Raw genomic sequence first — 23,449 nt, 5'->3', positions numbered from 1 at the left:
GCATGGCCAAGTTCTACGCGCGTCGACGTGTCGCCGTCCTCGCCGCGCTCACCGGACTCATAGCCTCCGCCGGGCTGTTCAACGGCCCGGCCGCCTCCGCCGCCCTGCCCACCCCGGTGAGCGCCGCCACCGCCCGCACCTACCTCGCCTCCCTCACCGTGGCCACCGAGAACCGCACCGGCTACGACCGCGACCTCTTCCCGCACTGGATCACCCAGTCCGGAGCCTGCAACACCCGTGAGACCGTCCTCAAGCGCGACGGCTCCGGCGTCGTCACCGACTCCGCCTGCGCCGCCACCTCGGGCAGCTGGTACTCCCCCTACGACGGCGCCACCTGGACCGCCGCCTCCGACCTGGACATCGACCACCTCGTGCCGCTCGCCGAGGCCTGGGACTCCGGCGCGAGCGGCTGGACCACCTCCCGCCGCCAGTCCTTCGCCAACGACCTGACCCGCCCGCAGCTCATCGCCGTCACCGACAACGTCAACCAGGCCAAGGGCGACCAGGACCCGGCCACCTGGATGCCCTCCCGCACCGCCTACCGGTGCACGTACGTGCGCGCCTGGGTGCAGGTGAAGTACTACTACGGCCTCTCCGTCGACTCCGCCGAGAAGTCGGCGCTCCAGGGCTACCTCGCGAGCTGCTGACCCGGCCCCGGACACCGGCGCGGACACTCCCCGCCGCCCTCCGTCGTTCCGTACCGTACGGGGCGACGGAGGAGGGGATCGCCATGGCGGGACTGCGCCTGGGACCACTGCTGAGGTACAACGACGGCTCGTCCGCGACCATCTGGGCCGAGACGAGCCGCCCCTGCACCGCCGAGGTGCGCTGCGCCGACGGCGCGCACGGCACGGCCCGCACGTTCCAGATCGCGGGCCACCACTACGTCCTGGTGCCGGTGACCGGCCTGACGCCCGGGACGGCGACGGAGTACGAGGTGCTCCTCGACGGCGCCCGGGTCTGGCCGCCGCCGGACTCCCGCTTCCCGCCCTCGGTGATCGCCACGCCCACCGCCGAGGACGGCTTGCGCGTCGCCTTCGGATCCTGCCGCTGGGCCTCGCCGCCCGCCGGCGGGAAGGACCCGGTGGGCCCGGACGCCCTGGACACCCTCTCGGCGCGGGTCGCGGCCGATCCGCGGGGCGCGCGGCCCGACGTCCTCCTGCTGCTCGGCGATCAGGTGTACGCCGACGAGGTCTCCGACGCGACCCGCCGCTGGCTCGCCGGGCGCCGCGACCTCTCGGAGCCGCCGGGCGACCAGATAGCGGACTACGAGGAGTACACCCGGCTCTACGACGAGTCGTGGCGCGATCCCGAGGTGCGCTGGCTGCTGTCCACCGTGCCCTCGTGCATGGTCTTCGACGATCACGACGTGATCGACGACTGGAACACCTCGGCCGCCTGGCTCGCCGACATGCGGGCCACCGCCTGGTGGCGCGAGCGGATCCTGAGCGGCCTGATGTCGTACTGGGTGTACCAGCACCTGGGGAACCTCTCCCCGGACGAGCTGGCCGCCGACCCGCTCTACGCGGCCGTCGTCGCGGCACCCGACGGCACCGACGCGCTGCGCGCCTTCGCCGCGCGGGCCGATGCCGACCCGGCGTCCGTGCGCTGGAGCTACCGGCGCGACTTCGGCCGGGTGCGGCTGGTCATGGTGGATTCCCGCGCCGCCCGGGTCCTGGCCGAGGACCGGCGGGCGATGCTCGACCCGGGTGAGGCCGCCTGGCTGCGCGAGCAGGTGCTGGAGGGCCGGGGCCGCGATGCGGACGGCGCCCCGTACGACCACCTGCTCATCGGCACCTCCCTGCCCTGGCTGCTGCCCCATCTGGTGCACGACCTCGAGGCGTGGAACGCGTCGGTGTGCGGCGGCGAGCGGGGCGCCCGCTGGGCCCGGCTCGGGGAGCGGATCCGGCGCGGGGCGGACCTGGAGCACTGGCCGGCCTTCCCGGCCTCCTTCGACGAGCTCGCCGGACTGATCGCCGACGCCGGGACGGGCCCGGGGGCGCCCGCGACGGTGAGCGTGCTGTCGGGGGACGTCCATCACGCCTACGTCGCCGAACCGTCCTGGCCGGGACGGGACCCCGGCGCCCGGGTGGTGCAGCTGACCTGCTCCCCGGTGCACAACTCCGTGCCGCTGTCGATGCGGCTCGGATTCCGCTTCGGCTGGAGCGCCCCGGCGCGCGCCCTCGGGCGGCGCATCGCGCGGCACGGGCGCTGTGCGCCGCCGGCGGTGTCCTGGCGCAGGACCGGCGGGCCCTGGTTCGGCAACCAGCTCATGACGATGACGCTGCGCGGGCGTTCGGCCCGGCTGCGCCTGGAGCGGGCACGGGCGGAGCGCGACGGGACGGCGACGCTGCGGACGGTCACGGAGCGCGAGCTGGCGTAGCCGGGTTCCGTTTTCGGTCACCCCGGCGGACCCGGGCCGGGCCTGCGGAACGACGTGTACATGGGGTGGTTTTTTCTACGGACCAGTAACCAAGAGCCATCTCCTGGCCAAATGTTGAACTTGCAAGCACTAATTAGGTTCACCTAACGTGGGCAGCCCACTCGGTTCCGTCCCCCACCGGTCCCCCACGGACCGGCCCGACCGAAGGAGCACCCCCACATGTCCGGACGCCTGGACAGTGCCCAGCCCTACGCCCTCGGCCTGTTCCGCATCGTCGTCGGCCTGCTCTTCGCCTGCCACGGCGCCGCCTCCCTCTTCGGGGTGCTCGGCGGCGCCGCGGGCGGCGGCACGATAGAGACCGGCACCTGGCCGGGCTGGTACGCGGCCGTGATCCAGCTCGTGGGTGGCGGCTTCGTCCTGCTGGGCCTCGGCACCCGCGTCGCCGCGATCGTCGCCTCGGGTTCGATGGCGTACGCGTACTTCAAGGTGCACCAGCCGGGGGCCCTGTGGCCGATGGAGAACGGCGGCGAGGCCTCCGCGATGTTCTGCTGGGCCTTCCTGCTGCTGGCCTTCACCGGCTCCGGCGCCTTCGGCCTGGACCGCGTCCTGGCCCGGCGCACCGCCGGCACCGAGGAGAGGCCCACGGAGCAGACGCCCGTCGCGGCCTGAACCGAACGGCGCGGCGCCCACCTCTTCCGGGGGTGGGCGCCGCCGGCGCGTGCGGCGGCGCGGTGAACACACGGCACCGTCCTCGCGAGCCCCCTGTGAACCAGGTGTCACACCCCGGGCGTACGCTGTATGGCTGTCATCGACCGCTCCTGCCGTTTCCCCGCGTATCGCGGCACGGTCCGGTCCACGGGGGATTCAGGGGAGTTGCGGTGGTCGAGGGTTTCGGGAACGTGGCGGCACTGGTCAGCAGTCCATGGATCTATGTCCTGGTGGCTCTGTCGGTGCTGCTCGACGTCTTCCTGCCGGTGCTGCCGAGCGGCGTGCTCGTGATCACGGCGGCCACGGCGGCGGCCGCGGGCTCGGGTGCGGCGGCGGCCGGGCAGGTGCCGGACGACGTCCCCGACATCCTGGTCCTGCTGCTGTGCGCCACGACCGCCTCCGTCCTCGGTGACCTGGCCGTGTTCCGCCTGGCCTGGCGCGGCGGACCCCGCCTGGACCGCGCGATCGCCCGGTCGCGTCGGCTGACCACGGCGCAGGAACGTCTCGGCGGGGCGCTCGCCCGCAGCGGCGGCGCCCGGGGCGCCCTCGTCGTCCTGGCCCGCTTCGCACCGGCCGGCCGCTCGGTCGTCTCCCTGGTCGCCGGAGCCGCGCACCGCCGGATCCGCGAGTTCCTGCCCTGGTCCGCACTCGCGGGGCTGTCCTGGGCCGCGTACAGCGTCGCGCTCGGCTACTTCGGCGGCCAGTGGCTCGGCGCGAGCTGGCTGGCCACGGGCGTGTCCCTGCTCGCGCTGTTCGGCGCGGGGGCGGGCGCGGCGTACCTGATGCGCCGCGAGCCGCAGACCGGCGAGGCGTCCTGACGGAAGCCCGGGGGCGCGGTCACGGCAGCGGCGTCAGCTCGCGCGCCGCGCGCCGCCGCGCACCTCGAGACCGGCCAGCAGCTCGGCCGTGGCCTCGGCGACGGCGTCCACGGCCTGTTCGAACACCTCCCGGTTGTGCGCGGCCGGCGTCCTGAACCCGGACACCTTGCGCACGTACTGCAGGGCGGCGGCCCTGATCTCGTCCCCGGTGGCCTCCTCGGGCAGCGCGGGCGGGCGGAGCGTCTTGATGCTGCGGCACATGACTCCAGTCTCCCCCCACGGGCCCGTCCACGGGAGGCGTGCACGGCACCACTCGTTCGCGTGAACCACGGAAGGGAACGCGCGCCTCAAAATCGAACAGGCGTATTATTGAGGCGTGGCTACGACCTATGACTTCCCCAGTGACCTCCTCGCCGGCCAGGAGGAACTGCATCAGGTCAGGGCCGAGCTGTCGGCCCTGTTGAAGAGGCTCCCCTGGTCCGTCGAGCCCCTGGACGGCTTCAGCGACGACAACGGCTGGCGCAAGGTCGAGCGCCCCGCCTCGCCCGGCTGGTCGCAGGACGAACAGGCCGAGGTGGAGAAGCTCCGGCAGCGCGAGCGCGAGCTCGCCGTCTTCGTCAGCACCCACCGCTACTGGTCGGAGATCACCGGCCCCGACCGCGTGGCCGCGCGTACGGAGCTGAAGCACGCCCACGAGGACCGTCCGGAGCAGGACGCATAGCGGAGGGCGTACGCGAGAGGCCCCCGGAAGATCTCCGGGGGCCTCTCGACCGGCGCTCGGGCCGGTCCTGGTGGGCGCGGACGGTTTCGAACCGCCGACATCCTGCTTGTAAGGCAGGCGCTCTACCCCTGAGCTACGCACCCGGGACGAGTCGACAGCCTACATGGCCCCGGGCAGTGCCCGGCAAACGCGTCACGGGCCCGGTCCGCGGCGGCCGCGGTGCCCGGGGGTTAACCCCACCCCGTATCCGGGAGCGGCCCGGATCCCGCGGGCGGGGCCCGCTCCGTACGGTCGAAGAGCACCACCGCACCGCGCCCGGACCCGGGCGTCACCGGCGGGGTGCCTCGTCGTCCGTCCAGGGGGAAACGTCATGGCCCGCCGTACCGTCACCGCTCGCGCCCTCGCCGCCGCCGGCACCGTCGCCGTCCTCGTCGCGGTGCTCGGCGCCTGCGCCTCCGCCGACGAGGACAAGGACCCCGAGCACCGGACCTTCGACCTCCAGGGCCGCACCCTCACCGTCGACGCCGACGACTCCGCGCTGGAGATCGTCGCCGCGGACGGGAACGCGCCGGGCAAGGTCGAGGTCACCCGGTGGTTCAAGGGCTCGGTCGTCGTCGGCTCGGACCCCGAGGTGAGCTGGAGCATGGACGGCGACCGGCTGAAGCTGCGCACCCACTGCTCCGGCGTGGTCGCCGACTGCGCCACCAAGCACCGCGTCGAGGTGCCGCGCGGCGTCACCGTCACCGTGAAGACCGACGACGGCAGCGTGCGGGCGAGCGGCTTCCGGGACGCCCTGGACGTCCGCACGGCCGACGGCTCCGTGCGCGTCAGCGACACCACCGGGCCGCTGACCCTGCGCAGCGACGACGGATCGCTGCACGCCGAGGTCTCCTCGCGCCGGGTGGAGGCGACCACCGAGGACGGCTCCGTCCGGCTGGAACTCGGCGCCGTCCCCGACCTCGTGGAGACGCGCAGCGACGACGGCTCCGTCCGCGTCGACCTGCCCCGCGCCACGTACAGGGTGTCCGCCGACAGCGACGACGGATCGGTCGACGTGTCCGTGCCCCGGGACGACGCCAGCACCCACGTGGTGACCGCGCGCGCCCAGGACGGCGAAGTCACGGTCCGAACCGCGAACTGAACGGCCCGTGTGTTCGTCTCTGACGGGTGGGAGAATGAACCCGGGCAGGACGGACGACACGGGAGAGGGATGTGACGGCGACACCATCGCAGCCGTACTCGCCGATGGTGCCGCGCGCGCCGCGTCCACCGCACCGGACCGTACGGCGCCGCCCGCCCGGAGCGCTCCGGGACACGCTCACCCTGCTGGGCCTGCCGCTGCTCGCCGCGCTCGCCCTGCCCGCCGCCTTCGCCGGCGGCGGCACGCGGCGTTGGTTCGGCGGAAGGGCCGAGAGCCAGCGGGCCGAGGCGCAGGCCGCGAAGGACGCCGCCGCGGCCGCCTTCTACGAGCTGGACACCGCCCAGCGCGACCTCAGGATCTCGATAGAGACGATCGCGGCCGTCGACTCCTCCCCCGCCGCCCGGCGCGCCGTCGACGGCTTCGCGGCGCTCGGCCGGCGCATCGACGAGGCCAGCGGCCGGTACATCAGCGCCGTCGACGCCCACGACCTGGACCGGGACGACCTCGAGGCGTCCGCCGCCGCCCGCGCCCGCACGGACCTGACCGCCGCCAAGGACGAGCTGGGCCGGGTCAGGCAGGAGCTGGACCGCTTCGCCGAGGGACTGAGCCCGCTGCTCGGCAAGGCCGAGACCCAGCTCGCCCGGCTCGCCCCCTCCGTCGAGCGTGCCCGGCAGGCCCTGCTCGCCGCCTCCGAGGCCCTGGACGCCGTGCGGGGCGCGGGGCTGAGGGCGGACGACCTCGCCGCCCGCCTCGCCGCCCTGGGCCCGGAGCTGACGCGGCTGAACCAGGGCGCCGGACAGCACGGTGTGCCGGAGACCCTGGAGCGCGCCGAGCGGGTCACCCGGGAGGCGGAGGCGGTCCGCACCGAGGCCGAACGGCTGCCCGAGCGGGCCGCCGAGACCGACAAGCGGCTGGTCTCCCTGCGCACTCGCGCCCAGGCCCTGACCACCCGCGCCGGCCAGGTCGAGCCCGTACTGAGCGAGCTGCGGCGGCGGTTCACGGCCGCCTGCTGGCAGGACCTCCAGCACGTGCCCGACCAGGCCGCCGAAACGGTCCGGCAGGCCGAGACCAGGCTGACCGAGGCACAGCGCGCCCGCGACGAGCAGCGCTGGCCCGACGCCACCGCCCTGCTGTCGACGGCCCGGGCCCTGCTGAACACCACCGACGAGGCCGTCTCCGCCGCCGGCGACCGGCTGCGGCAGCTCAACGCCGTGCAGAAGGACCCACAGCAGGAGATCGAGCGCACCCGGTTCGCGATCCGCGACGCCCAGCGGCTCGCCATGGCGGGCCGCAACACCCCCGACCCCCGGCACGCGCGCCCCCTGGACGACTCCGTGGCCCGGCTGGAACGGGCGATCACCACGCTGGAGGGCCGGCACCCCGACTACTGGCACTTCCTGACGGAGACGGACGCGGTGCGCCGGACCGTCGCCGACGTGGTCACGCAGATCCGCGAGGAGCGTGGAAGCGGGCACTGAGGAGGCGCTGAGAAGCAACGGGGACCTGCTCCGGCCGACGCGGTTAACCTGTGCGCATGCCCCGATACGAATACCGCTGCCGCAGCTGCGGCGACACCTTCGAACTGAGCCGTCCCATGGCCGAGTCCTCCGCCCCGGCGCCCTGCCCCGCGGGCCACGACGACACGGTGAAGCTGCTGTCGACGGTCGCCGTCGGCGGCTCCGCCTCCGCCCCGGCCCCGGCACCCCGCGCGGGCGGCGGAGGCGGCGGCTGCTGCGGCGGGGGCTGCTGCGGCTGACCGGCGGCTCAGGATCCCTTCAGGTTCGGCCGCCTAGCGTGGCCGCATGGCAGTCATCGCGGCGAAGGCGACGGGCGGCGCGCCCCAGTGGATCAGCGACCTGATGAACACCCTCGGCGCACCCGGGGCCGGGCTGGCCGTCGCCCTGGAGAACCTCTTCCCGCCGATCCCCAGCGAGGTCGTCCTGCCGCTGGCGGGCTTCGCGGCCAGTACCGGCGGCATGAGCCTGGTCGCCGCGCTCCTGTGGACGATCGCCGGTTCGGTCGTGGGCGCGCTCGCGTTGTACGGCATCGGGGCGCTCCTCGGCCGTGAGCGCACCGTCGCCGTGGCGGCACGGCTGCCGCTGGTGAAGGTCTCCGACGTGGAGCGGACGGAGGAGTGGTTCCGCCGGCACGGCACCAAGGCCGTGTTCTTCGGCCGGATGCTCCCCGTCTTCCGCAGCCTGATCTCCGTACCGGCGGGCGTGGAGCGCATGCCGCTGCCCCTGTTCACGGCGCTGACCTGCGCGGGCAGCGCTCTGTGGAACACGGCCTTCGTGCTGGCGGGTTACGCCCTCGGCGACAACTGGCCCCAGGTGACCGCCGTCGTCTCCGCCTACTCCAAGGTCGTGCTCGCCGCCGCGGCGCTGGCCGTGGCGGCGTTCGTCCTGCTGCGACTGCGCCGACGCCCGGCGCGCACACGCCGTTAGGCACCCCGCGCAGCCGTGAGGAACTCCCGGAGGATCCGCTCCCCCGCCAGCACCCCGCGTTCCGGCAAGGCGCTGACCGTCGGTGCCGCCCAGCCGGAGTCGGCCAGCTCGCCGTGGCCGGGACGCCAGCCCCGGTCGGCGGCCATCAGCAGGTCGGCGTCGAGGAGGGAGTCGCCTGCGGCCAGGGTGGGACCGGCGCCGGTGCGGCGGGCGACCTCGTGCACGGCGGCGCTCTTGGTCAGCGGCTTGGGCACGACGTAGATCTTGCGGCCCTGGAGGGACACGGTCCAGCCGCGGTTCTCGGCCCGGACGGCGAGTTCCTTCACCCAGTCCTCGGGCAGCAGCTCGCGCTCCACGACGAGGTAGGCGAACAGGTCCTCGGCGACGCGCTGCTTGCGCACCCACACCGGGTCTGCGGCACGCATCAGGTGGTCGCGGATCTCGTCCAGCGGCGCGCACTCGTCGGCCAGCCGTGCGGTCACCCGGGCGTGCCAGTCGAGGTCGGGGACGCCGTCGACCAGCAGGTGGCCGCCGTTGGCGCAGATCGCGTACGGCGCCGGCGGGCCGGGGAGACGGATGCGCCGGTACTGCTCGCGGGTGCGGGTGGTGGTCGGCACGAAGACGGCCGTGTCGCCGAGCTCGGCCAGCAGTGCGGCGGCCGTCTCGGTCATGTAGGACAGGGGCTTGCTCTCGTAGACCTCCACGCACAGCAGCCGCGGCGCCTCGGCGTCGGGCGTCGTCAGCCCCAGGGCGGCGGCGGAGTAGATCAGCGTGCGGTCGAGGTCGCTCGCGACGAGCACCGGCATCAGCGCGTCACCGCCTTGCCGTCGGCGCCGGTCGCGCCGCGCGTGTACTGGGGGTGGATCAGCCCGACGCACGTGTAGGGCAGGCCGTCGACCTCCTCCACGGGGACGCCCCGCTGCTCGGCGAGGAGCCGCACATGGTCCAGGTCGGCGCCCGCGCCGGTGCGGGCCAGCACCTTCCAGGGCACCCGGCGCAGCATCACGCGGGTGGTCTCGCCGACGCCGGGCTTGACGAGGTTGACGTCGTGGATGCCGTACTCCTCGCTGATCCGCTCGACGGCGGCCCAGCCCTCCCAGCTGGGGGTGCGGTCGGCGGCGAGGAGCTCCTTGACCTGGTCGTCGACGGTGTCCGCGACCTCGGTGAAGCGGGCGGAGACGGCGTCCAGGAAGGCCGTCGACAGGTCGGCGCCGGCGAGTTCGCGGTAGAACTTCGCGCCGTGGTAGTCGTGCGGGCCGACCAGGTCGCCGCGGAGCACGGTACGGGATATCAGCCCGGAGACCGTGGAGTTGAGGCAGGCCGACGGGATGAGGAAGTCGTCGCGGGTGCCGTAGGTGCGCACGCAGGAACCGGGGTCGGCGAGGACGGCGATCTCCGGGTCGAAGCCGGTGACGCCGTCGGAGACCTCGAAGTCGCGCAGGGCGGCGGCGAGTTCGCGGGTGATGGCGCCCTTGCCGGTCCAGCCGTCCACGAAGACGACGTCGGCCGGGTCGTGGTCGGCGGCCAGCCGGCGCAGCGCGTTGGCGTCGATGCCGCGGCCGCGGACGATCGACACGGCGTAGTGCGGGAGGTCGAGGCCGTGGCGGAACCGTGCCCAGCGGCGCATCAGGATGCCGACGGGCGTGCCCGCACGGGCGAGGGAGACCAGTACGGGGCGCGGCGAACGCTCGGTCAGCACGATCTCGGTGACGGCGCCGACGGCTCGCGCGAGCCGTGCCGCTGACGCGTCCAGCGCGGCGTGGAACAGCTCCTGGTACTGCTCGCTGGGCTGGTACTCGACGGGCAGCGACTCGGCGTAGTGGGCGCCGCCCCGCTGGATCGCCTCCTCGCGCTCCTCGGTGGGCGCCTCCAGTGTCACGTCCGACAGGTCCTGGAGCAGCCAGCCGACCTCGTCGGGGGCGTACGAGGAGAAGGCGGGGCCGCGCAGGGGCTCGGGCAGCATCGGGGGCCTTTCGGAGGCGGACGGGGCGTACGACGGGACGACCGCGAGCAGGACGTGCGGGACGTGCGCGGCGAGGCGGGCCGTCAGTCCGCCGGGCGCGTGCAGCGCGGGGGTGTCGGCGGCCGAGTCGACGACCGCGACGACGGCGTCGAAGCCGCCGCCCGCGACGTTGTAGGCGTAGCGCTCGCCGGGGCCGTCGGCGGGGTCGTCGTGCGCGGGGAAGACCAGGCGGGTGCGTATCGCGTAGCCGGGGTCGTCGACCGCGAGGACGGGCGATCGGGTGGTGGTGGAGTAGCGCACCTCGGCCCCGACGGTCCGCTCCAGCTCGCAGGCCAGGCGCAGCGGTGCGTACATCAGCTCCTCGAAGCCGAGGACGAGCACGCGGCGGGCGCCCGCGGGCAGGGCCTCGGCGATCCGGGCGGCCATGCCGGGCAGGGCGGATTCGAGGCGGGCACGGTGGGCGGGGGTGAAGCCGTGCCGGCCGCCGTCGGGGAGGCCGGCGGGCCAGCGCAGGTCCACGAGCGTGGCGTGGGTGCGGTGGTCGTGCGGGTGGGTGATCCGGGCGTCGGCTCGGCTCACGGGGCCACCGTCCCCGGCGCCCTCCGCCTCGTACCGCGCCACCAGGGCCTGCCCCTTCTCCAGCACCCCGTCCGGCAGCCGCACCGTGCCCGAGGCCGCCGCCACGAGGTCCACCCGCGCGCCGATCTCCCGCGCGAACTCCTCGAGCCGCCGCACGTCCGCCGGCGACCGCATGTCCACGAGGGCGACCACCACGTACCGCTGCCGCGGATACCGCTCGTGAAGATCGCGCACGGTGTTCAGCACCGTGTTCCCCGTGGAGAACTCGTCGTCGACCAGGACCAGCGGCCCGTCGCCGGCCAGCAGCGCCGGGTCCTCGGGCAGCAGCAGGTGGGAGGTGGCGTGCGAGTGGGACTCCTCGAAGCCGCCCGCCCGGGCGACCCCGGCGACCGGACGGCGGGTGGAGTGCAGGCAGGGCGCGTCGCCCAGGCCGTCGGCGACCGAGTGGCCGAGGCCGGTGGCGGTCTCCGCGTAGCCGAGGACGACGGCCCGGCCGGCCTCCTCGGCGCCGAGCAGGCCGCGGACGCGCCGCCCGAGGGCGACCCCGTGGCCGTACACGACGGACGGGGACTGCGGGACGTGCTTGCCGAGCACGTGGGACACGAGCAGGTGGGCGCGCTTGGGATTGCGGCGCAGGGCGAGCCCCAGCAGGCCGGGGAGGGTGTCGTCGCCCGCGAGTTCGACGCCGAGCCGCTCCGCGACCCAGCTGCCGGACCAGACGCCGTCGTGTCCCTCGGCGCGTGCCCTGTCGGTCATGTACCCAAGCCTCCCGTTGTCCTCGGTCGTCGGTCTCGCGCGGTCAGCCGGGCAGGCCGGCGGCCAGGAGTTCCACGAAGCCGATGTCCTCGTCGGCGACGCCGAAGACCTCGGCGCGCAGCAGGGTCCGCTCCGCCCAGGCGCGGTGCGGCTTCACCTCGTTCATCTTGTTCGTGTACGCCGACCTCAACACGCCCCCGCCGCCGCGCTCGGGCCGCAGGATGTCCTGGGCGTCGCTGTACTCCTCGCGGCTGACGACGGACAGGGCGTGCACGGGCAGCACGTGCGAGGGGTGGATGCAGGTCTTGCCGAGCAGGCCGTTGGCCTGGTCCAGGGAGATCTCCCGCAGCAGGCCGTCCATGGCGTGCTCGATCAGCTTCTGGCGCAGCTCCACGGCCTGCACCTCCAGGAAGGGGCTCTGCCGCAGCTGCGGTTTGAACATCCGCTCCTGGACCCGGAAGTACTCCCACACCGGCCCGGTCACCGTGAACCCGGTGCCGTCGGCCCGGCCGAGCATGTTGACCACGTCGGCGATCACGGAGGCGACGATCTGGACGTCGTAGGCCGTCATGTCGGGGGCGCGGCGCAGTCCGTAGGACGAGCAGAAGTCGGTCACGCCGAGGCGCAGGGCCAGCACCCGGTCGCGGTACTTGTCGACCGCGCGGAAGATGCCCTCCAGGGTCTGCACGCGCGACTCGCGGTACAGCAGCTCCGGCGACTCCAGCACCGGCATGGCGAACAGGCGCCGGCCGCTCGCCGCCTCGGCCGCGGTGAGCGCCTCCAGGAAGGGCACGCCGCGTTCCTCGGTGAACTTGGGCAGCACGAAGCCGGACAGCAGCCGCACCGCCGGGCCGAAGCGCCGCACTAGGTCGGGTATCTGCTCGGGGGTGCGGACCCGGACGAAGAGCAGCGGCACGTCGGCGCCGGGCCGGTTCGCCAGGTCCGTGAACTGGCGAACGAGGTTCTCCTCCCCGGCGGGCACGTCGGCGTCGTCGATCGAGTCCTCCAGGCACAGCACCATGGACACCACGCCGCGCGCGCCCTGCTTGAGGACGTCGTCGGCGAGTCTCGGCCGGGTGGCCGGGCTGTAGAGGGTGGCGCCCAGGGCCGCGGACAGCAGCCGCGCCGGGGAGTCCGCGGTGAACACGCAGGGCTCCCGGTGGAAGAGGCGCGCGCGTACCTCAGGGGCGATGTGCCCGAAATGACGCATGAATACTCCCCCGCGGTGTCTGGACGGCTGTGTATGGGCGACTGACGAACTTTCCAAGGTGGCCGGTAATAGTACGTAGGTATCCATGTCGGTGGTTCCCACCGGGCATGAATTCCAGGTAACCCCGCCGTGTCGGCGGCGGGCGACCGGGGCCGCGCGGACCCGGCCCGGACACCCCGCCCCCGCGTTGTCGTGAGCAGGACCGAGAGGGCAGGATGACGGCATGACGCACGCGATGCTGAAGGGGTCGAACATCCCGCTGCAAGCCACCACGGTACGCGCCGTGCTGCGCTGGTCACCCGGGCAGGGGGTCCCCGACGTCGACGCCTCGGCGCTGCTGCTGGGCCCCGACGACCGTGTGCGTTCCGACGAGGACTTCGTCTTCTACAACCAGCCCCGGCATCCGTCCGGGCAGGTCTGGCGGCTCGGCAAGAAGCGGGTCGCCGACGGTCTGACCGACACGATCCAGACAGACCTCTCGGGCGTCGAGCGGGCGGTGGGCCGGATCCTGCTGGTCGCCTCGGCGGACGGCGTGGCCTTCGACCGGGTACGGGATCTGCGCATCCTGCTGCACGACGCCGCGGTCGCCGACGGGGAGCCGCTGGCGTACTTCGACGTCAGGCCGGAGACGGGCCGGGAGACGGCGCTGATCTGCGGGGAGCTGTACCGGCGCGGGGAGGGCTGGAAGTTCCGGGCGCTGGGCGAGGGCTACTCCAACGGGCTGAAGGGCCTGGCGACCGACTTCGGCATCTCCGTGGACGAGTCCGAGGCGGCGCAGGAGCCGGACGCGGCCCGGGGCCCGTCGCCGGAGGCGTCCGCGCCCGCGCCGACGCCGTCCGTGCCCGACCGGCCGGTGGCCGGTCCCGACGAGCCGACGGCCGTGCAGCCGCTGCCCGTGCCGTCCTCCCCGGAGGTCTCGCACCCGCTGCCGCCGGAGCAGCCGGCGGGGGTGCCGGCGCAGCCCGCCTACGGCTATCCGCAGCAGCCGCCGACGGCACAGCCGGCCTACGGCTATCCGCAGCCGGCCGCGCGGCCCTCCTACGGCTATCCGCCGGCGCCCGCCACCGCGGGGGCCGCCGGGGCGCAGTCCGGCTACGGCTATCCGCTTCCGGTGAACGCGGCGCCCGACCCGGACTTCCGGCTGCCGCCGCAGGGGCCTCAGTTCGTCGGCCGGTGAGCCGCGCTCACCGCTCGACCTTGGTCTTGTAGCCGCGCCCCCACTGGAGGCCCCAGCCGTAGAGGCGGTCCAGCTCGCCCTGGAAGCCGTAGACGAACTTCACCTCGCGGCGGACCAGGATCTCGCCCTTGACGTTCTCGATCATCACCACGGCGCAGGAGCGGGCCTGCGGGTGGCGTTCGTCGAGGCCTATCTCGATGCGGGGGCCGTTGCTCGGGTAGAGGGTGACGATGGCGTGCGTGCGGTCGAAGGCCGGCGTCTGGTCGTAGATGTAGGCGAAGAGCAGCAGGCGCTTGATGGCGTCCCGGTGGTCGAGGTTGACGTAGATCGTCTCGCCGGAGGCCGAGCCGAACCGGTCGTCGCCGCTGAGCTTGACGTACGGCGGGGCGTTGACGTCGCCCAGGTAGCCGCCGAGCGGCTGGACGACGCCCCGGGTGCCGTCCTGGAGCTCGTAGAGGCAGCCGAGGTCGAGGTCGACGTTGACCATGCTCTGGCTGTGGCCGATGACCTCGGGGGGCTTGAGGGCCTTGAAGGGGTGGCGCAGCAGGCTCTCGCGCTGGCTGCCCATGATGTCCGAGGTGCGCATCCGCCAGGTGAGGTTGATGCGCAGGTGCCCGGTGGCCGCGCCCTGTCTGGTCAGGGAGACCTGGCCGTGCCGTTTGGTCAGCTGGATGGAGTTGGTGGCCGCGCTGCCCGAGTCGAACTCGCTCTCGCGGCCGCGCCACAGCCCGTCCAAGAAACCCATTCCCGCCCCCACGTCCCTTCACCGCCGACGGGGCGGCCCCGAGGAGTCGTCCTCGTCGGCCGCCCCGCACAGAGCGTTCCTCGTCCGGGCCGGGTTCACACCGGTGGCGCGGGCGCACCGGGGGCGCACCGGCCCGGGACCGTCAGGGTTTCACACCCCGGAGGAGACCTCCGCCTTCTCTCCGTCTCCCGGCCCCTCGGCCGCAGCGAGCCGCTTGTTGCGGCGGACGGAGGACCAGAAGGACCAGCCGATCAGGACCACGCCGACCAGGCCGGTGATGATCTCGTTGATCTCGTACTGGATGGTGACGAGGAGGATGACGGCGAGGGCGCCGATGGCGTAGTGGGCGCCGTGCTCCAGGTAGACGTAGTCGTCGAGGGTGCCCTGGCGGACCAGGTAGACGGTCAGCGAACGGACGTACATGGCGCCGATGCCGAGGCCGAGGGCCATCAGGACGATGTCGTTGGTGATGGCGAAGGCGCCGATGACGCCGTCGAAGGAGAACGACGCGTCCAGGACCTCGAGGTAGAGGAACATGAAGAACGCGGCCTTGCCGGCCAGCGCGACCGCCGACTTGGGCTTGCCCTCGCGCTCGGCGCGCTCCTCCTCCTCGTGCTCGCGCTCCTCCTCCTCTTCGAGCTTGTCCTCGAAGTAGCCGGAGAGACCGCCGACGATCATGTAGGTGATCAGGCCCGCGATGCCCGAGATCAGCACCGTCTCCGCCTTGTCGGCGTGGCCGGCGTGCAGGTGGGCGTGGGTGGCGACGGTCATCGAGGAGATGAGCAGCACGATCAGGGCGATGCAGACCGACAGCATGTCGACCTTGCCCAGCTTGGCCAGCGGCCGCTCCAGCCACTGGAGCCACTTGATGTCCCGGTCCTCGAAGATGAAGTCGAGGAAGATCATCAGCAGGAACATGCCGCCGAAGGCGGCGATCGACGGGTGGGCGTCGGTGACCAGCTGCTGGTAGCGGTCCTTGTCGGTGAGCGCGAGGTCGACGGCCTCGATCGGTCCGAGAGAGGCGCTGATGGCCACGATGACGACCGGGAAGACCAGGCGCATGCCGAAGACGGCGATCAGGATGCCGATGGTGAGGAAGATCTTCTGCCAGAAGGCATTCATCTTCTTCAGGATCCCGGCGTTGACCACCGCGTTGTCGAAGGACAGCGAGATCTCCAGGACGGAGAGGATCGCCACGATCCCGAAAGCGGTCCACCCCCCGTAGAAGACCGCCGCGACCAGGCCGAGCGCGGTGACCGCGAACGACCAGCCGAAGGTTTTCAGAAGCACTGGCTACCCAATCGTGTGTGTACGGGGCTCCCCCGCGCCGTACTCGGCTTTACGAAACGTTGACTCCGAAGTCTAGAGCGATGCCGCGGAGCCCCGACGCGTACCCCTGCCCCACTGCACGGAACTTCCACTCGCCCTGGTAGCGGTAGAGCTCGCCGAAGATCATCGCGGTCTCCGTGGAGGCGTCCTCGCTCAGGTCGTAGCGGGCGAGTTCCTGGCCGTCCGCCTGATTGACGACCCGGATGAAGGCGTTGCTGACCTGCCCGAAGGTCTGTCCGCGCTCGTCCGCCATGTGGATCGAGACGGGGAAGACGATCTTGTCGCAGTGAGCGGGCACCTTGGAGAGGTCGACGAGCAGCGACTCGTCGTCGCCGTCACCCTCACCGGTCAGATTGTCGCCGGTGTGCTCGATGGAGCCGTCCGGGCTCGTGAGCTGGTTGTAGAAGACGAACCACTCGTCACCGAGCACCCGGCCCCCGCTGCACACCAGTGCGCTCGCATCGAGGTCGAAGGGTGCTCCGGTGGTGGAACGCGCGTCCCAGCCCAGACCGACCAGCACCTGCGTGAGGTTCGGTGCGGCCTTGGACAGGGAGACATTGCCCCCCTTGGCAAGAGTGACGCCCATGGTGATGGTCCCTCCCCGGTGATGGTTCTCGGTTTTCCTGCGCGTCCGGCGCCGCACGTAAACCGTGCGGCGCCGGACGATCGGGGCTCTCGCCCCGGGCGAAGCGGTGACTGAAGCGACTCAGACGTTCACGCCGAAGTCCTGGGCGATACCGCGCAGGCCGGAGGCGTAGCCCTGGCCGATGGCGCGGAACTTCCACTCCGCACCGTGGCGGTACAGCTCGCCGAAGACCATGGCGGTCTCCGTGGAGGCGTCCTCGCTCAGGTCGTACCGGGCGATCTCGGCGCCGCCGGCCTGGTTGACGACGCGGATGAACGCGTTGCGGACCTGGCCGAAGGACTGCTGGCGGTTCTCGGCGTCGTAGATCGAGACCGGGAAGACGATCTTCTCGACCTCGGCGGGCACGCCCGCGAGGTTGATCTTGATCTGCTCGTCGTCGCCCTCGCCCTCACCGGTGAGGTTGTCACCGGTGTGCTCGACGGAGCCGTCGGGGCTCTTCAGGTTGTTGAAGAAGATGAAGTGCTGGTCGTTGGCGACCTTGCCGGAGTTGTTCAGCAGCAGCGCGCTGGCGTCGAGGTCGAAGTCGGTGCCGGTCGTGGTACGGACGTCCCAGCCCAGACCGACGATGACCGCGGTCAGTCCCGGGGCCTCCTTGGTCAGCGATACGTTGCCGCCCTTGCTGAGGCTGACTCCCACGAGTCCTCCCTTGGTGTCCAGGGGCGGGAAGCCCCGTAGTGCGTTGGATGACGTGCTGTGGCTGTCGGATCAACGAGTCGATCCTAGTGACGGGTTCCCGCCCGCCGCAGGCCCTGGGCCCGGTGAATCACCGGGTGCCGGTCACAGGGCGTCGAGCGCCTTCACGTACTCGGTCAGGTCGCGGGCGTCCGGCAGGCCGTTGACGACGGTCCAGCGGACGACGCCCTCACGGTCGATGACGAAGGTGCCCCGGACGGCGCAGCCCTTGTCCTCGTCGAAGACGCCGTAGGCGCGCGAGACGTTGCCGTGCGGCCAGAAGTCGGAGAGCAGCGGGTACTCGAGGCCCTCCTGCTCGCCGAAGACGCGCAGGGTGTGGATGGAGTCGTTCGAGACGGCGAGCACCTGGGTGTCGCGGTCGGAGAACTGCGGCAGGTTGTCCCGCACCTCGCACAGCTCGCCCGTGCACACGCCGGTGAAGGCGAACGGGTAGAAGAGCAGCACGACGTTCTTCCGGCCGTGGAAGTCGGACAGCTTCACGGTCGCGCCGTGGTTGTCCTTGAGTTCGAAGTCGGGGGCCTTGTCGCCGACCTGGATCGCCATGGTCCTGTTCGTCCCTTCGACGGGTGAATCGCTGGAAACACCCTACGCAGGGATCGTCCCGGACCCGCGGACGGGCCGACGTCGGTCGGCCCGTCCGGTGTCGGATGGGTGCGGAGCCGGGCGGCTACCGCTTCGACTTGGCCGCCTTCGGGGTGGCCAGCCGGCTGCCGCTCCAGTCCTTGCCGACGCTGACGCTCTTGGCGGCCGTCAGGCCGGCCGTCGTCGCGGCTTCGGAGATGTCGCTGGCCTCGACGTACCCAGGACGGCCGGTCTTCGGCGTGAGGAGCAGGATCGCCCCGCCCTCCTCGATGTACGTGGTGGCATCCACCAGCGCATCCGTCAGGTCGCCGTCGTCGTCACGGAACCACAGCACGACGGCATCGGCCACGTCCTCGTAGTCCTCGTCCACCAGCTCGCCCTCGACGGCGCCCTCGATGGCCTCGCGGAGCTCCTGGTCGACGTCGTCGTCGTAGCCGATCTCCTGGACCACCTGCCCGGGCTGGAACCCCAGCCTGACGGCAGGGTTCGTCCGCTCCTCCGCGTGGTCCGCGGTCGCGCTCACGGGTTGCCTCCTGATCATGTTTAGTGAATGTCTTCAGCCACGCGCGTGCGCGAAGCTTGGCCGTAGTCCACACGGGCGGGACGGATCGCGCAAGTACCCGGCGTCTGGGACCGCCGAAACGGTGACGATCCCGGCCGTGTCGCCGCAACTCCAGCCATGCCGTCCGAGCCAAAGGTGACGTACACCACACCCTTGTGCCCCGTTTGCGTATTTGGGAACCATGTGTGGGTACGAGCTTCGAATGAACGTGCCCCCGGCCCTCATGGGAGAACCGGTTACCCCACGGTACAGATGACGTTTGCCTCCGCGAGGTAGACGATGGGGAATCGGCGCAGACACCCGGCATCAGCGGCCCTGCGACAGTGGCCCTCCGACAGTGAAGGAACAGCGTGGCTTCCGCATCCGATCGCAGTCCGATCATCATTGGCGGCCTGCCGAGTCAGGTTCCTGACTTCGACCCCGAGGAAACCGGGGAGTGGCTCGACTCCCTGGACTCCGCCGTCGACGAGCGTGGCCGGGAGCGGGCCCGCTATCTGATGCTGCGGCTGATCGAGCGGGCCCGCGAGAGGCGCGTGGCCGTGCCCGAGATGCGCAGCACGGACTACGTCAACACCATCCCGACCAAGAGCGAGCCGTTCTTCCCGGGCAACGAGGAGATCGAGCGCAAGATCCTCAACGCCACCCGGTGGAACGCCGCCGTGATGGTCTCGCGCGCGCAGCGGCCCGGCATCGGCGTCGGCGGCCACATCGCCACCTTCGCCTCCTCCGCCTCGCTGTACGACGTGGGCTTCAACCACTTCTTCCGCGGCAAGGACGAGGGCGACGGCGGCGACCAGGTCTTCTTCCAGGGGCACGCCTCGCCGGGCATCTACGCGCGCGCGTACCTGCTGGACCGGCTGACCGAGCAGCACCTGGACGGCTTCCGTCAGGAGAAGTCCAAGGCGCCGTACATGCTGTCGTCGTATCCGCACCCGCGGTCGATGCCGGACTTCTGGGAGTTCCCGACCGTCTCGATGGGCCTCGGCCCGATCGGCGCGATCTACCAGGCGCGGATGAACCGCTACATGCACGCGCGCGGCATCGCGGACACCTCGAAGTCGCACGTGTGGGCCTTCCTCGGCGACGGCGAGATGGACGAGCCGGAGTCGCTGGGCCAGCTGTCCATCGCCGCCCGCGAGGGACTGGACAACCTGACCTTCGTGGTCAACTGCAACCTCCAGCGCCTGGACGGCCCGGTGCGCGGCAACGGCAAGATCATCCAGGAGCTCGAGTCGGTCTTCCGGGGCGCCGGGTGGAACGTCATCAAGCTGGTGTGGGACCGCACCTGGGACCCGCTGCTGGCCCAGGACCGCGACGGCGTGCTGGTCAACCGGATGAACACGACTCCGGACGGCCAGTTCCAGACGTACGCGACCGAGTCCGGCGCCTACATCCGCGACCACTTCTTCGGCGACGACCACCGGCTGCGCGCGATGGTCGAGAACATGACCGACGACCAGATCCTGCACCTGGGCCGCGGTGGTCACGACCACCGGAAGATCTTCGCGGCCTACAAGGCGGCGCTGGAGCACAAGGGCCAGCCGACGGTCATCCTGGCCAAGACCGTCAAGGGCTGGACGCTCGGGCCGAACTTCGAGGGCCGCAACGCCACGCACCAGATGAAGAAGCTGACGGTCGACGACCTCAAGCGCTTCCGCGACCGGCTGCACCTGCCGATCTCCGACAAGGAGCTGGAGTCCGGCCCGCCGCCGTACTACCACCCGGGCCGGGACACGGAGGAGATCCAGTACATGCACGACCGCCGGCTCGGCCTCGGCGGCTATGTGCCGACCCGCGTCGTGCGGTCGAAGCCGCTCGCCCTGCCGGACGACAAGACGTACGCGACCGTGAAGAAGGGCTCGGGCCAGCAGTCCATCGCGACGACGATGGCCTTTGTGCGGCTCCTCAAGGACCTCATGCGGGACAAGGAGCTCGGCAAGCGGTTCGTGCTGATCGCACCGGACGAGTACCGCACCTTCGGCATGGACTCGTTCTTCCCGAGTGCGAAAATCTACAACCCGCTCGGCCAGCAGTACGAGTCGGTGGACCGCGACCTGCTGCTCGCCTACAAGGAGGCGCCGAACGGGCAGATGCTGCACGACGGCATCTCGGAGGCGGGCTGCACGGCCTCGCTGATCGCGGCGGGCTCGGCGTACGCCACCCACGGCGAGCCGCTCATCCCGGTCTACGTCTTCTACTCGATGTTCGGGTTCCAGCGCACCGGCGACCAGTTCTGGCAGATGGGCGACCAGCTGGCGCGCGGTTTCGTGCTGGGCGCGACCGCGGGCCGCACGACCCTGACCGGCGAGGGCCTCCAGCACGCCGACGGCCACTCGCAGCTGCTGGCCTCCACCAACCCGGCGTGCGTGGCGTACGACCCGGCCTTCGGCTTCGAGATCGCGCACATCGTCAAGGACGGACTGCGCCGGATGTACGGCGCCGACGAGCAGCACCCGCACGGCGAGGACGTCTTCTACTACCTCACCGTCTACAACGAGCCCATCCGGCACCCGGCCGAGCCGGAGAACGTGGACGTGGAGGGCATCCTCAAGGGCATCCACCGCTTCAGCGCGGGCACGGGCGGAGCGATCCCGGCGCAGATCATGGCGTCCGGCGTCGCGGTGCCGTGGGCCCTTCAGGCGCAGCGCATCCTCGCCGACGAGTGGAACGTCCGGGCCGACGTGTGGTCGGCGACCTCCTGGAACGAGCTGCGCCGCGAGGCGGTGGCGTGCGAGGAGCACAATCTGCTGCACCCCGAGGAGGAGCAGCAGGTGCCGTACGTGACGCGGAAGCTGGCGGGCGCGCAGGGGCCGTTCGTGGCGGTGTCCGACTGGATGCGGTCGGTGCCGGACCAGATCGCGCGCTGGGTGCCGGGGACGTACCAGTCGCTGGGCGCGGACGGCTGGGGCTTCGCGGACACGCGCGGTGCGGCGCGGCGCTTCTTCCACATCGACGCGGAGTCGATCGTGGTGGCCGTGCTGACGGAGCTGGCCCGGGAGGGCAAGGTCGACCGGTCGGCGCTGAAGCAGGCGGTCGACCGCTACCGGCTGCTCGACGTGACGGCGGCCGACCCGGGGGTCGCGGGCGGCGACGCGTAACGGCCGGCCGAGCCGCTGACGCGAGGAGGGCTCCCGGCGATGCCGGGGGCCCTCCTCGCGCGTGTCGGGCGGGCGCGCTGCCCCCCTCCAGCAGCGCGCCGCAGCCGCTCGCCCCCATGCCCTGCGGAGGACGTGACCCACTGTGACCTGCGCGGCCCTCCGGCGGGGAGGGTTCGCGGTCCCTGTCACCCTGATGGACGAAACAGGGAGACAGGGACGAGTGAGGCGAGGGGGACGACGGGGCCCCGTCAGATGTGGCCCACGCCCGCGCCGGCCTCGGCGTTGTCACCGCGCTTGGTGAGGAACGCGACCAGCACCGCCACGGCGGCGACTCCGGCGGCGACCAGGGACGCCAGGCTCATGCCGGAGATGAAGGTGTCGTGGGCGACGTCCGCGATCTTCGCGGCGACGGGGGCGGGGGTGCCCCCGGGCACCGGGGCGGCACCGACCTGGACCGCCTCGGAGGCCTGGCCGAGCTGCTCCGGGGTCAGCGGGGGAAGCCCCGCGGCCTTCCAGTTGCCCGGCAGGTCGCTGTCGACCTTGGAGGCCATGACGGCGCCCAGCACGGCCGTGCCGAGGCTGCCGCCGATCTGCATCGCGGCCTGCTGGAGGCCGCCGGCCACGCCGGACAGCTCCATCGGCGCGTTGCCGACGATGACCTCGGTCGCGCCGACCATGACGGGCGCCAGGCCGAAGCCGAGCAGGGCGAACCAGATGGACATCGTCACGCTGCCGGTGTCCGTCTCCAGCGTGGACATGCCATACATGGCGACCGCGGTGAACACCATGCCGCCCGCGAGGGGGATGCGCGGCCCGACCTTGGTGATCATGGCGCCGGCCAGCGGCGAGGCGACGATCATCATGCCGGTGAGCGGGAGCAGATGCAGACCGGCGTCGATCGGGCTCATGCCGTGCACGTTCTGGAGGTAGAACGTGACGAAGAAGAGGCCGCCCATGAAGGCGATGGCCATCAGGACCATCAGGACGACACCCGCCGACAGCGGCACCGAACGGAACATGGCCAGCGGGATCAGCGGCTCCTCGACCCTGGTCTCCCAGAAGGCGAACAGGCCGAAGCCCACGAGCGACACCAGCACGTACAGCCACGTCTGCCCGGAGCCCCAGCCCCATTCCGGAGCCTTGATGAGCGCCCAGACGAGGCAGAACATCGACGCCGACAGCAGCACGATGCCCGGGATGTCGAAGGACCGCGGAGCGTTCTCGGCCCGGTGGTCCAGCAGGATCAGCCCGCCGAGCACCAGGGCGAGGACGCCGACCGGCACGTTGATGAAGAACACCGACTGCCAGTTGACGTGCTCGACCAGCACGCCGCCCAGGATCGGACCGCCGGCCGTGGAGGCGCCGATGACCATGCCCCACAGGCCGATGGCCATGTTGAGCTTCTCGGCCGGGAAGGTGGCCCGCAGCAGACCGAGCGCGGCCGGCATCAGCAGCGCGCCGAACAGGCCCTGGAAGACGCGGAAGACGATGACCATCGCGATGCTGTCGGACAGCCCGATGGCGCCGGAGGCGGCGGCGAAACCGGCCACGCCGATGAGGAAGGTCTGCCGGTGGCCGAAGCGGTCACCGAGCTTGCCCGCGGTGATCAGGGCGACCGCGAGGGCGAGGAAGTAGGCGTTGGTGATCCACTGGAGCTGGGAGAGGCTGGCCCCCAGGTCCTTGCCGATCGCCGGGTTGGCGATGGCCACGATGGTGCCGTCGAGGGCCACCATCATGACGCCCACCGCGACGGTGACGAGGGTGGCCCACGGGTGGCCGCGCAGCCCCGCGGCAGGCGCCGTGTCCGACGGCGTGGGCGGCCCGTCCCCCGGCCCGGTCTTGTCGATGGTGGTCTGACTAGTCATACCGGGGAGGCTAGTGACAGTCGCTGACA

At 72.0% G+C, this 23,449-nt stretch carries 22 protein-coding genes and 1 tRNA gene; 11 read left to right on the top strand and 12 right to left on the bottom strand.

Annotated features, from left to right (window positions below):
- The first annotated feature begins 2 nt into the window (after window positions 1–2).
- The 4 genes from AB0E77_RS02985 to AB0E77_RS02970 all read left to right on the top strand — a co-directional run bounded on the left by AB0E77_RS02985 (window position 3) and on the right by AB0E77_RS02970 (window position 3,909).
- On the top strand, window positions 3–647 hold the full coding sequence (locus AB0E77_RS02985) for an HNH endonuclease family protein (protein ID WP_361564638.1): 645 nt from the start codon (window positions 3–5) through the stop codon (window positions 645–647).
- Window positions 648–730: 83 nt separating this feature from the next.
- Window positions 731–2,383 carry an alkaline phosphatase D family protein gene (locus AB0E77_RS02980; RefSeq protein WP_361564635.1) on the top strand — a complete coding sequence of 551 codons (1,653 nt, stop codon included), beginning with the start codon at window positions 731–733 and terminating at the stop codon, window positions 2,381–2,383.
- A gap of 219 nt (window positions 2,384–2,602) precedes the next feature.
- On the top strand, window positions 2,603–3,052 hold the full coding sequence (locus AB0E77_RS02975) for a DoxX family protein (RefSeq protein ID WP_361564632.1): 450 nt from the start codon (window positions 2,603–2,605) through the stop codon (window positions 3,050–3,052).
- A 209-nt stretch (window positions 3,053–3,261) separates the two neighbouring features.
- Window positions 3,262–3,909, top strand: a complete 648-nt coding sequence (locus AB0E77_RS02970) for a VTT domain-containing protein (protein WP_361564629.1) — start codon at window positions 3,262–3,264, stop codon at window positions 3,907–3,909.
- 33 nt (window positions 3,910–3,942) lie between these two features.
- Here AB0E77_RS02970 and AB0E77_RS02965 read toward each other — a convergent pair whose 3' ends face one another.
- A complete protein-coding gene (locus AB0E77_RS02965) occupies window positions 3,943–4,170 on the bottom strand; it encodes a DUF2277 domain-containing protein (RefSeq protein ID WP_361564626.1) in 228 nt (75 codons plus the stop codon).
- 115 nt (window positions 4,171–4,285) lie between these two features.
- Between AB0E77_RS02965 and AB0E77_RS02960 the strand changes: the two genes are divergently transcribed.
- Window positions 4,286–4,630: a hypothetical protein gene (locus tag AB0E77_RS02960; protein ID WP_361564623.1), complete on the top strand. Its 345-nt coding sequence runs from the start codon at window positions 4,286–4,288 to the stop codon at window positions 4,628–4,630.
- Window positions 4,631–4,698: 68 nt separating this feature from the next.
- On the opposite strand, the gene AB0E77_RS02955 is transcribed toward AB0E77_RS02960, so the two are convergent.
- Window positions 4,699–4,773 (bottom strand) — tRNA-Val (locus AB0E77_RS02955).
- A 227-nt stretch (window positions 4,774–5,000) separates the two neighbouring features.
- Between AB0E77_RS02955 and AB0E77_RS02950 the strand changes: the two genes are divergently transcribed.
- From AB0E77_RS02950 to AB0E77_RS02935, 4 genes are all read left to right on the top strand, one after another.
- Window positions 5,001–5,771, top strand: a complete 771-nt coding sequence (locus tag AB0E77_RS02950) for a DUF4097 family beta strand repeat-containing protein (protein ID WP_361564620.1) — start codon at window positions 5,001–5,003, stop codon at window positions 5,769–5,771.
- 71 nt (window positions 5,772–5,842) lie between these two features.
- Window positions 5,843–7,249: a hypothetical protein gene (locus AB0E77_RS02945; protein WP_361564617.1), complete on the top strand. Its 1,407-nt coding sequence runs from the start codon at window positions 5,843–5,845 to the stop codon at window positions 7,247–7,249.
- Window positions 7,250–7,305: 56 nt separating this feature from the next.
- Window positions 7,306–7,527: a zinc ribbon domain-containing protein gene (locus AB0E77_RS02940; protein ID WP_225638287.1), complete on the top strand. Its 222-nt coding sequence runs from the start codon at window positions 7,306–7,308 to the stop codon at window positions 7,525–7,527.
- Window positions 7,528–7,573: 46 nt separating this feature from the next.
- A complete protein-coding gene (locus AB0E77_RS02935; protein WP_361564615.1) occupies window positions 7,574–8,215 on the top strand; it encodes a DedA family protein in 642 nt (213 codons plus the stop codon).
- On the opposite strand, the gene AB0E77_RS02930 is transcribed toward AB0E77_RS02935, so the two are convergent.
- The 3 genes from AB0E77_RS02930 to AB0E77_RS02920 are packed head-to-tail and all read right to left on the bottom strand — an operon-like array spanning window position 8,212 to window position 12,723.
- On the bottom strand, window positions 8,212–9,021 hold the full coding sequence (locus tag AB0E77_RS02930) for an HAD family hydrolase (RefSeq protein WP_361564612.1): 810 nt from the start codon (window positions 9,019–9,021) through the stop codon (window positions 8,212–8,214). The two genes, AB0E77_RS02935 and AB0E77_RS02930, sit on opposite strands and share 4 nt — an antisense overlap.
- Window positions 9,021–11,513, bottom strand: a complete 2,493-nt coding sequence (locus AB0E77_RS02925) for a phosphoribosyltransferase (RefSeq protein WP_361564609.1) — start codon at window positions 11,511–11,513, stop codon at window positions 9,021–9,023. Before AB0E77_RS02925 ends, AB0E77_RS02930 begins: the two co-directional genes overlap by 1 nt.
- Window positions 11,514–11,556: 43 nt before the next feature.
- Window positions 11,557–12,723 (bottom strand): HpcH/HpaI aldolase/citrate lyase family protein, encoded by a 1,167-nt coding sequence (locus AB0E77_RS02920; RefSeq protein WP_361564607.1) that lies wholly within the window; start codon window positions 12,721–12,723, stop codon window positions 11,557–11,559.
- Window positions 12,724–12,946: 223 nt separating this feature from the next.
- On the opposite strand from AB0E77_RS02920, the gene AB0E77_RS02915 reads away from it, so the two are divergent.
- Window positions 12,947–13,900, top strand: coding sequence for a TerD family protein (locus AB0E77_RS02915; protein ID WP_361564604.1), 954 nt, complete (start codon window positions 12,947–12,949; stop codon window positions 13,898–13,900).
- Between the two features lie 7 nt (window positions 13,901–13,907).
- On the opposite strand, the gene AB0E77_RS02910 is transcribed toward AB0E77_RS02915, so the two are convergent.
- The 6 genes from AB0E77_RS02910 to AB0E77_RS02885 all read right to left on the bottom strand — a co-directional run bounded on the left by AB0E77_RS02910 (window position 13,908) and on the right by AB0E77_RS02885 (window position 18,418).
- On the bottom strand, window positions 13,908–14,645 hold the full coding sequence (locus AB0E77_RS02910) for a Tellurium resistance (protein ID WP_361564602.1): 738 nt from the start codon (window positions 14,643–14,645) through the stop codon (window positions 13,908–13,910).
- 150 nt (window positions 14,646–14,795) lie between these two features.
- Entirely contained in the window at window positions 14,796–15,935 is a 1,140-nt protein-coding gene (locus tag AB0E77_RS02905) for a DUF475 domain-containing protein (RefSeq protein ID WP_361564600.1), read from the bottom strand.
- A 49-nt stretch (window positions 15,936–15,984) separates the two neighbouring features.
- Window positions 15,985–16,560 (bottom strand): TerD family protein, encoded by a 576-nt coding sequence (locus AB0E77_RS02900; protein ID WP_361564598.1) that lies wholly within the window; start codon window positions 16,558–16,560, stop codon window positions 15,985–15,987.
- A gap of 120 nt (window positions 16,561–16,680) precedes the next feature.
- Window positions 16,681–17,256, bottom strand: a complete 576-nt coding sequence (locus AB0E77_RS02895; RefSeq protein ID WP_361564595.1) for a calcium homeostasis/redox stress adaptation protein — start codon at window positions 17,254–17,256, stop codon at window positions 16,681–16,683.
- A 141-nt stretch (window positions 17,257–17,397) separates the two neighbouring features.
- Window positions 17,398–17,856, bottom strand: a complete 459-nt coding sequence (locus tag AB0E77_RS02890) for a peroxiredoxin (protein WP_361564592.1) — start codon at window positions 17,854–17,856, stop codon at window positions 17,398–17,400.
- A 124-nt stretch (window positions 17,857–17,980) separates the two neighbouring features.
- A complete protein-coding gene (locus AB0E77_RS02885) occupies window positions 17,981–18,418 on the bottom strand; it encodes a DUF3052 domain-containing protein (RefSeq protein ID WP_361564590.1) in 438 nt (145 codons plus the stop codon).
- A gap of 389 nt (window positions 18,419–18,807) precedes the next feature.
- Here AB0E77_RS02885 and aceE point away from each other — a divergent pair, with 389 nt between their 5' ends.
- Window positions 18,808–21,555, top strand: a complete 2,748-nt coding sequence (gene aceE / locus AB0E77_RS02880; protein WP_361564587.1) for a pyruvate dehydrogenase (acetyl-transferring), homodimeric type — start codon at window positions 18,808–18,810, stop codon at window positions 21,553–21,555.
- 248 nt (window positions 21,556–21,803) lie between these two features.
- Here aceE and AB0E77_RS02875 read toward each other — a convergent pair whose 3' ends face one another.
- Window positions 21,804–23,420 (bottom strand): MFS transporter, encoded by a 1,617-nt coding sequence (locus AB0E77_RS02875; RefSeq protein ID WP_361564584.1) that lies wholly within the window; start codon window positions 23,418–23,420, stop codon window positions 21,804–21,806.
- Between the last annotated feature and the right edge of the window lie 29 nt (window positions 23,421–23,449).

This window comes from Streptomyces sp. NPDC032940 (genome assembly GCF_040636935.1).
Taxonomy (GTDB): Bacteria; Actinomycetota; Actinomycetes; order Streptomycetales; family Streptomycetaceae; genus Streptomyces.
The sequence above is the reverse complement of the archived record's forward strand: the minus strand, read 5'-3'. Positions and strand labels throughout refer to the sequence as shown.

Excerpts from the sequence above, each read along its gene's own strand:
- AB0E77_RS02890 (WP_361564592.1), bottom strand. The coding sequence starts at position 17,856 with ATGGCGATCCAGGTCGGCGACAAGGCCCCCGACTTCGAACTCAAGGAC.
- AB0E77_RS02900 (WP_361564598.1), bottom strand. The coding sequence starts at position 16,560 with ATGGGCGTCACTCTTGCCAAGGGGGGCAATGTCTCCCTGTCCAAGGCC.
- AB0E77_RS02910 (WP_361564602.1), bottom strand. The coding sequence starts at position 14,645 with ATGGGTTTCTTGGACGGGCTGTGGCGCGGCCGCGAGAGCGAGTTCGAC.
- AB0E77_RS02920 (WP_361564607.1), bottom strand. The coding sequence starts at position 12,723 with ATGCGTCATTTCGGGCACATCGCCCCTGAGGTACGCGCGCGCCTCTTC.
- AB0E77_RS02930 (WP_361564612.1), bottom strand. The coding sequence starts at position 9,021 with ATGCCGGTGCTCGTCGCGAGCGACCTCGACCGCACGCTGATCTACTCC.
- AB0E77_RS02935 (WP_361564615.1), top strand. The coding sequence starts at position 7,574 with ATGGCAGTCATCGCGGCGAAGGCGACGGGCGGCGCGCCCCAGTGGATC.
- AB0E77_RS02975 (WP_361564632.1), top strand. The coding sequence starts at position 2,603 with ATGTCCGGACGCCTGGACAGTGCCCAGCCCTACGCCCTCGGCCTGTTC.
- AB0E77_RS02980 (WP_361564635.1), top strand. The coding sequence starts at position 731 with ATGGCGGGACTGCGCCTGGGACCACTGCTGAGGTACAACGACGGCTCG.
- AB0E77_RS02940 (WP_225638287.1), top strand. The coding sequence starts at position 7,306 with ATGCCCCGATACGAATACCGCTGCCGCAGCTGCGGCGACACCTTCGAA.
- AB0E77_RS02875 (WP_361564584.1), bottom strand. The coding sequence starts at position 23,420 with ATGACTAGTCAGACCACCATCGACAAGACCGGGCCGGGGGACGGGCCG.
- AB0E77_RS02950 (WP_361564620.1), top strand. The coding sequence starts at position 5,001 with ATGGCCCGCCGTACCGTCACCGCTCGCGCCCTCGCCGCCGCCGGCACC.
- AB0E77_RS02985 (WP_361564638.1), top strand. The coding sequence starts at position 3 with ATGGCCAAGTTCTACGCGCGTCGACGTGTCGCCGTCCTCGCCGCGCTC.
- AB0E77_RS02925 (WP_361564609.1), bottom strand. The coding sequence starts at position 11,513 with ATGACCGACAGGGCACGCGCCGAGGGACACGACGGCGTCTGGTCCGGC.
- AB0E77_RS02965 (WP_361564626.1), bottom strand. The coding sequence starts at position 4,170 with ATGTGCCGCAGCATCAAGACGCTCCGCCCGCCCGCGCTGCCCGAGGAG.
- AB0E77_RS02915 (WP_361564604.1), top strand. The coding sequence starts at position 12,947 with ATGACGCACGCGATGCTGAAGGGGTCGAACATCCCGCTGCAAGCCACC.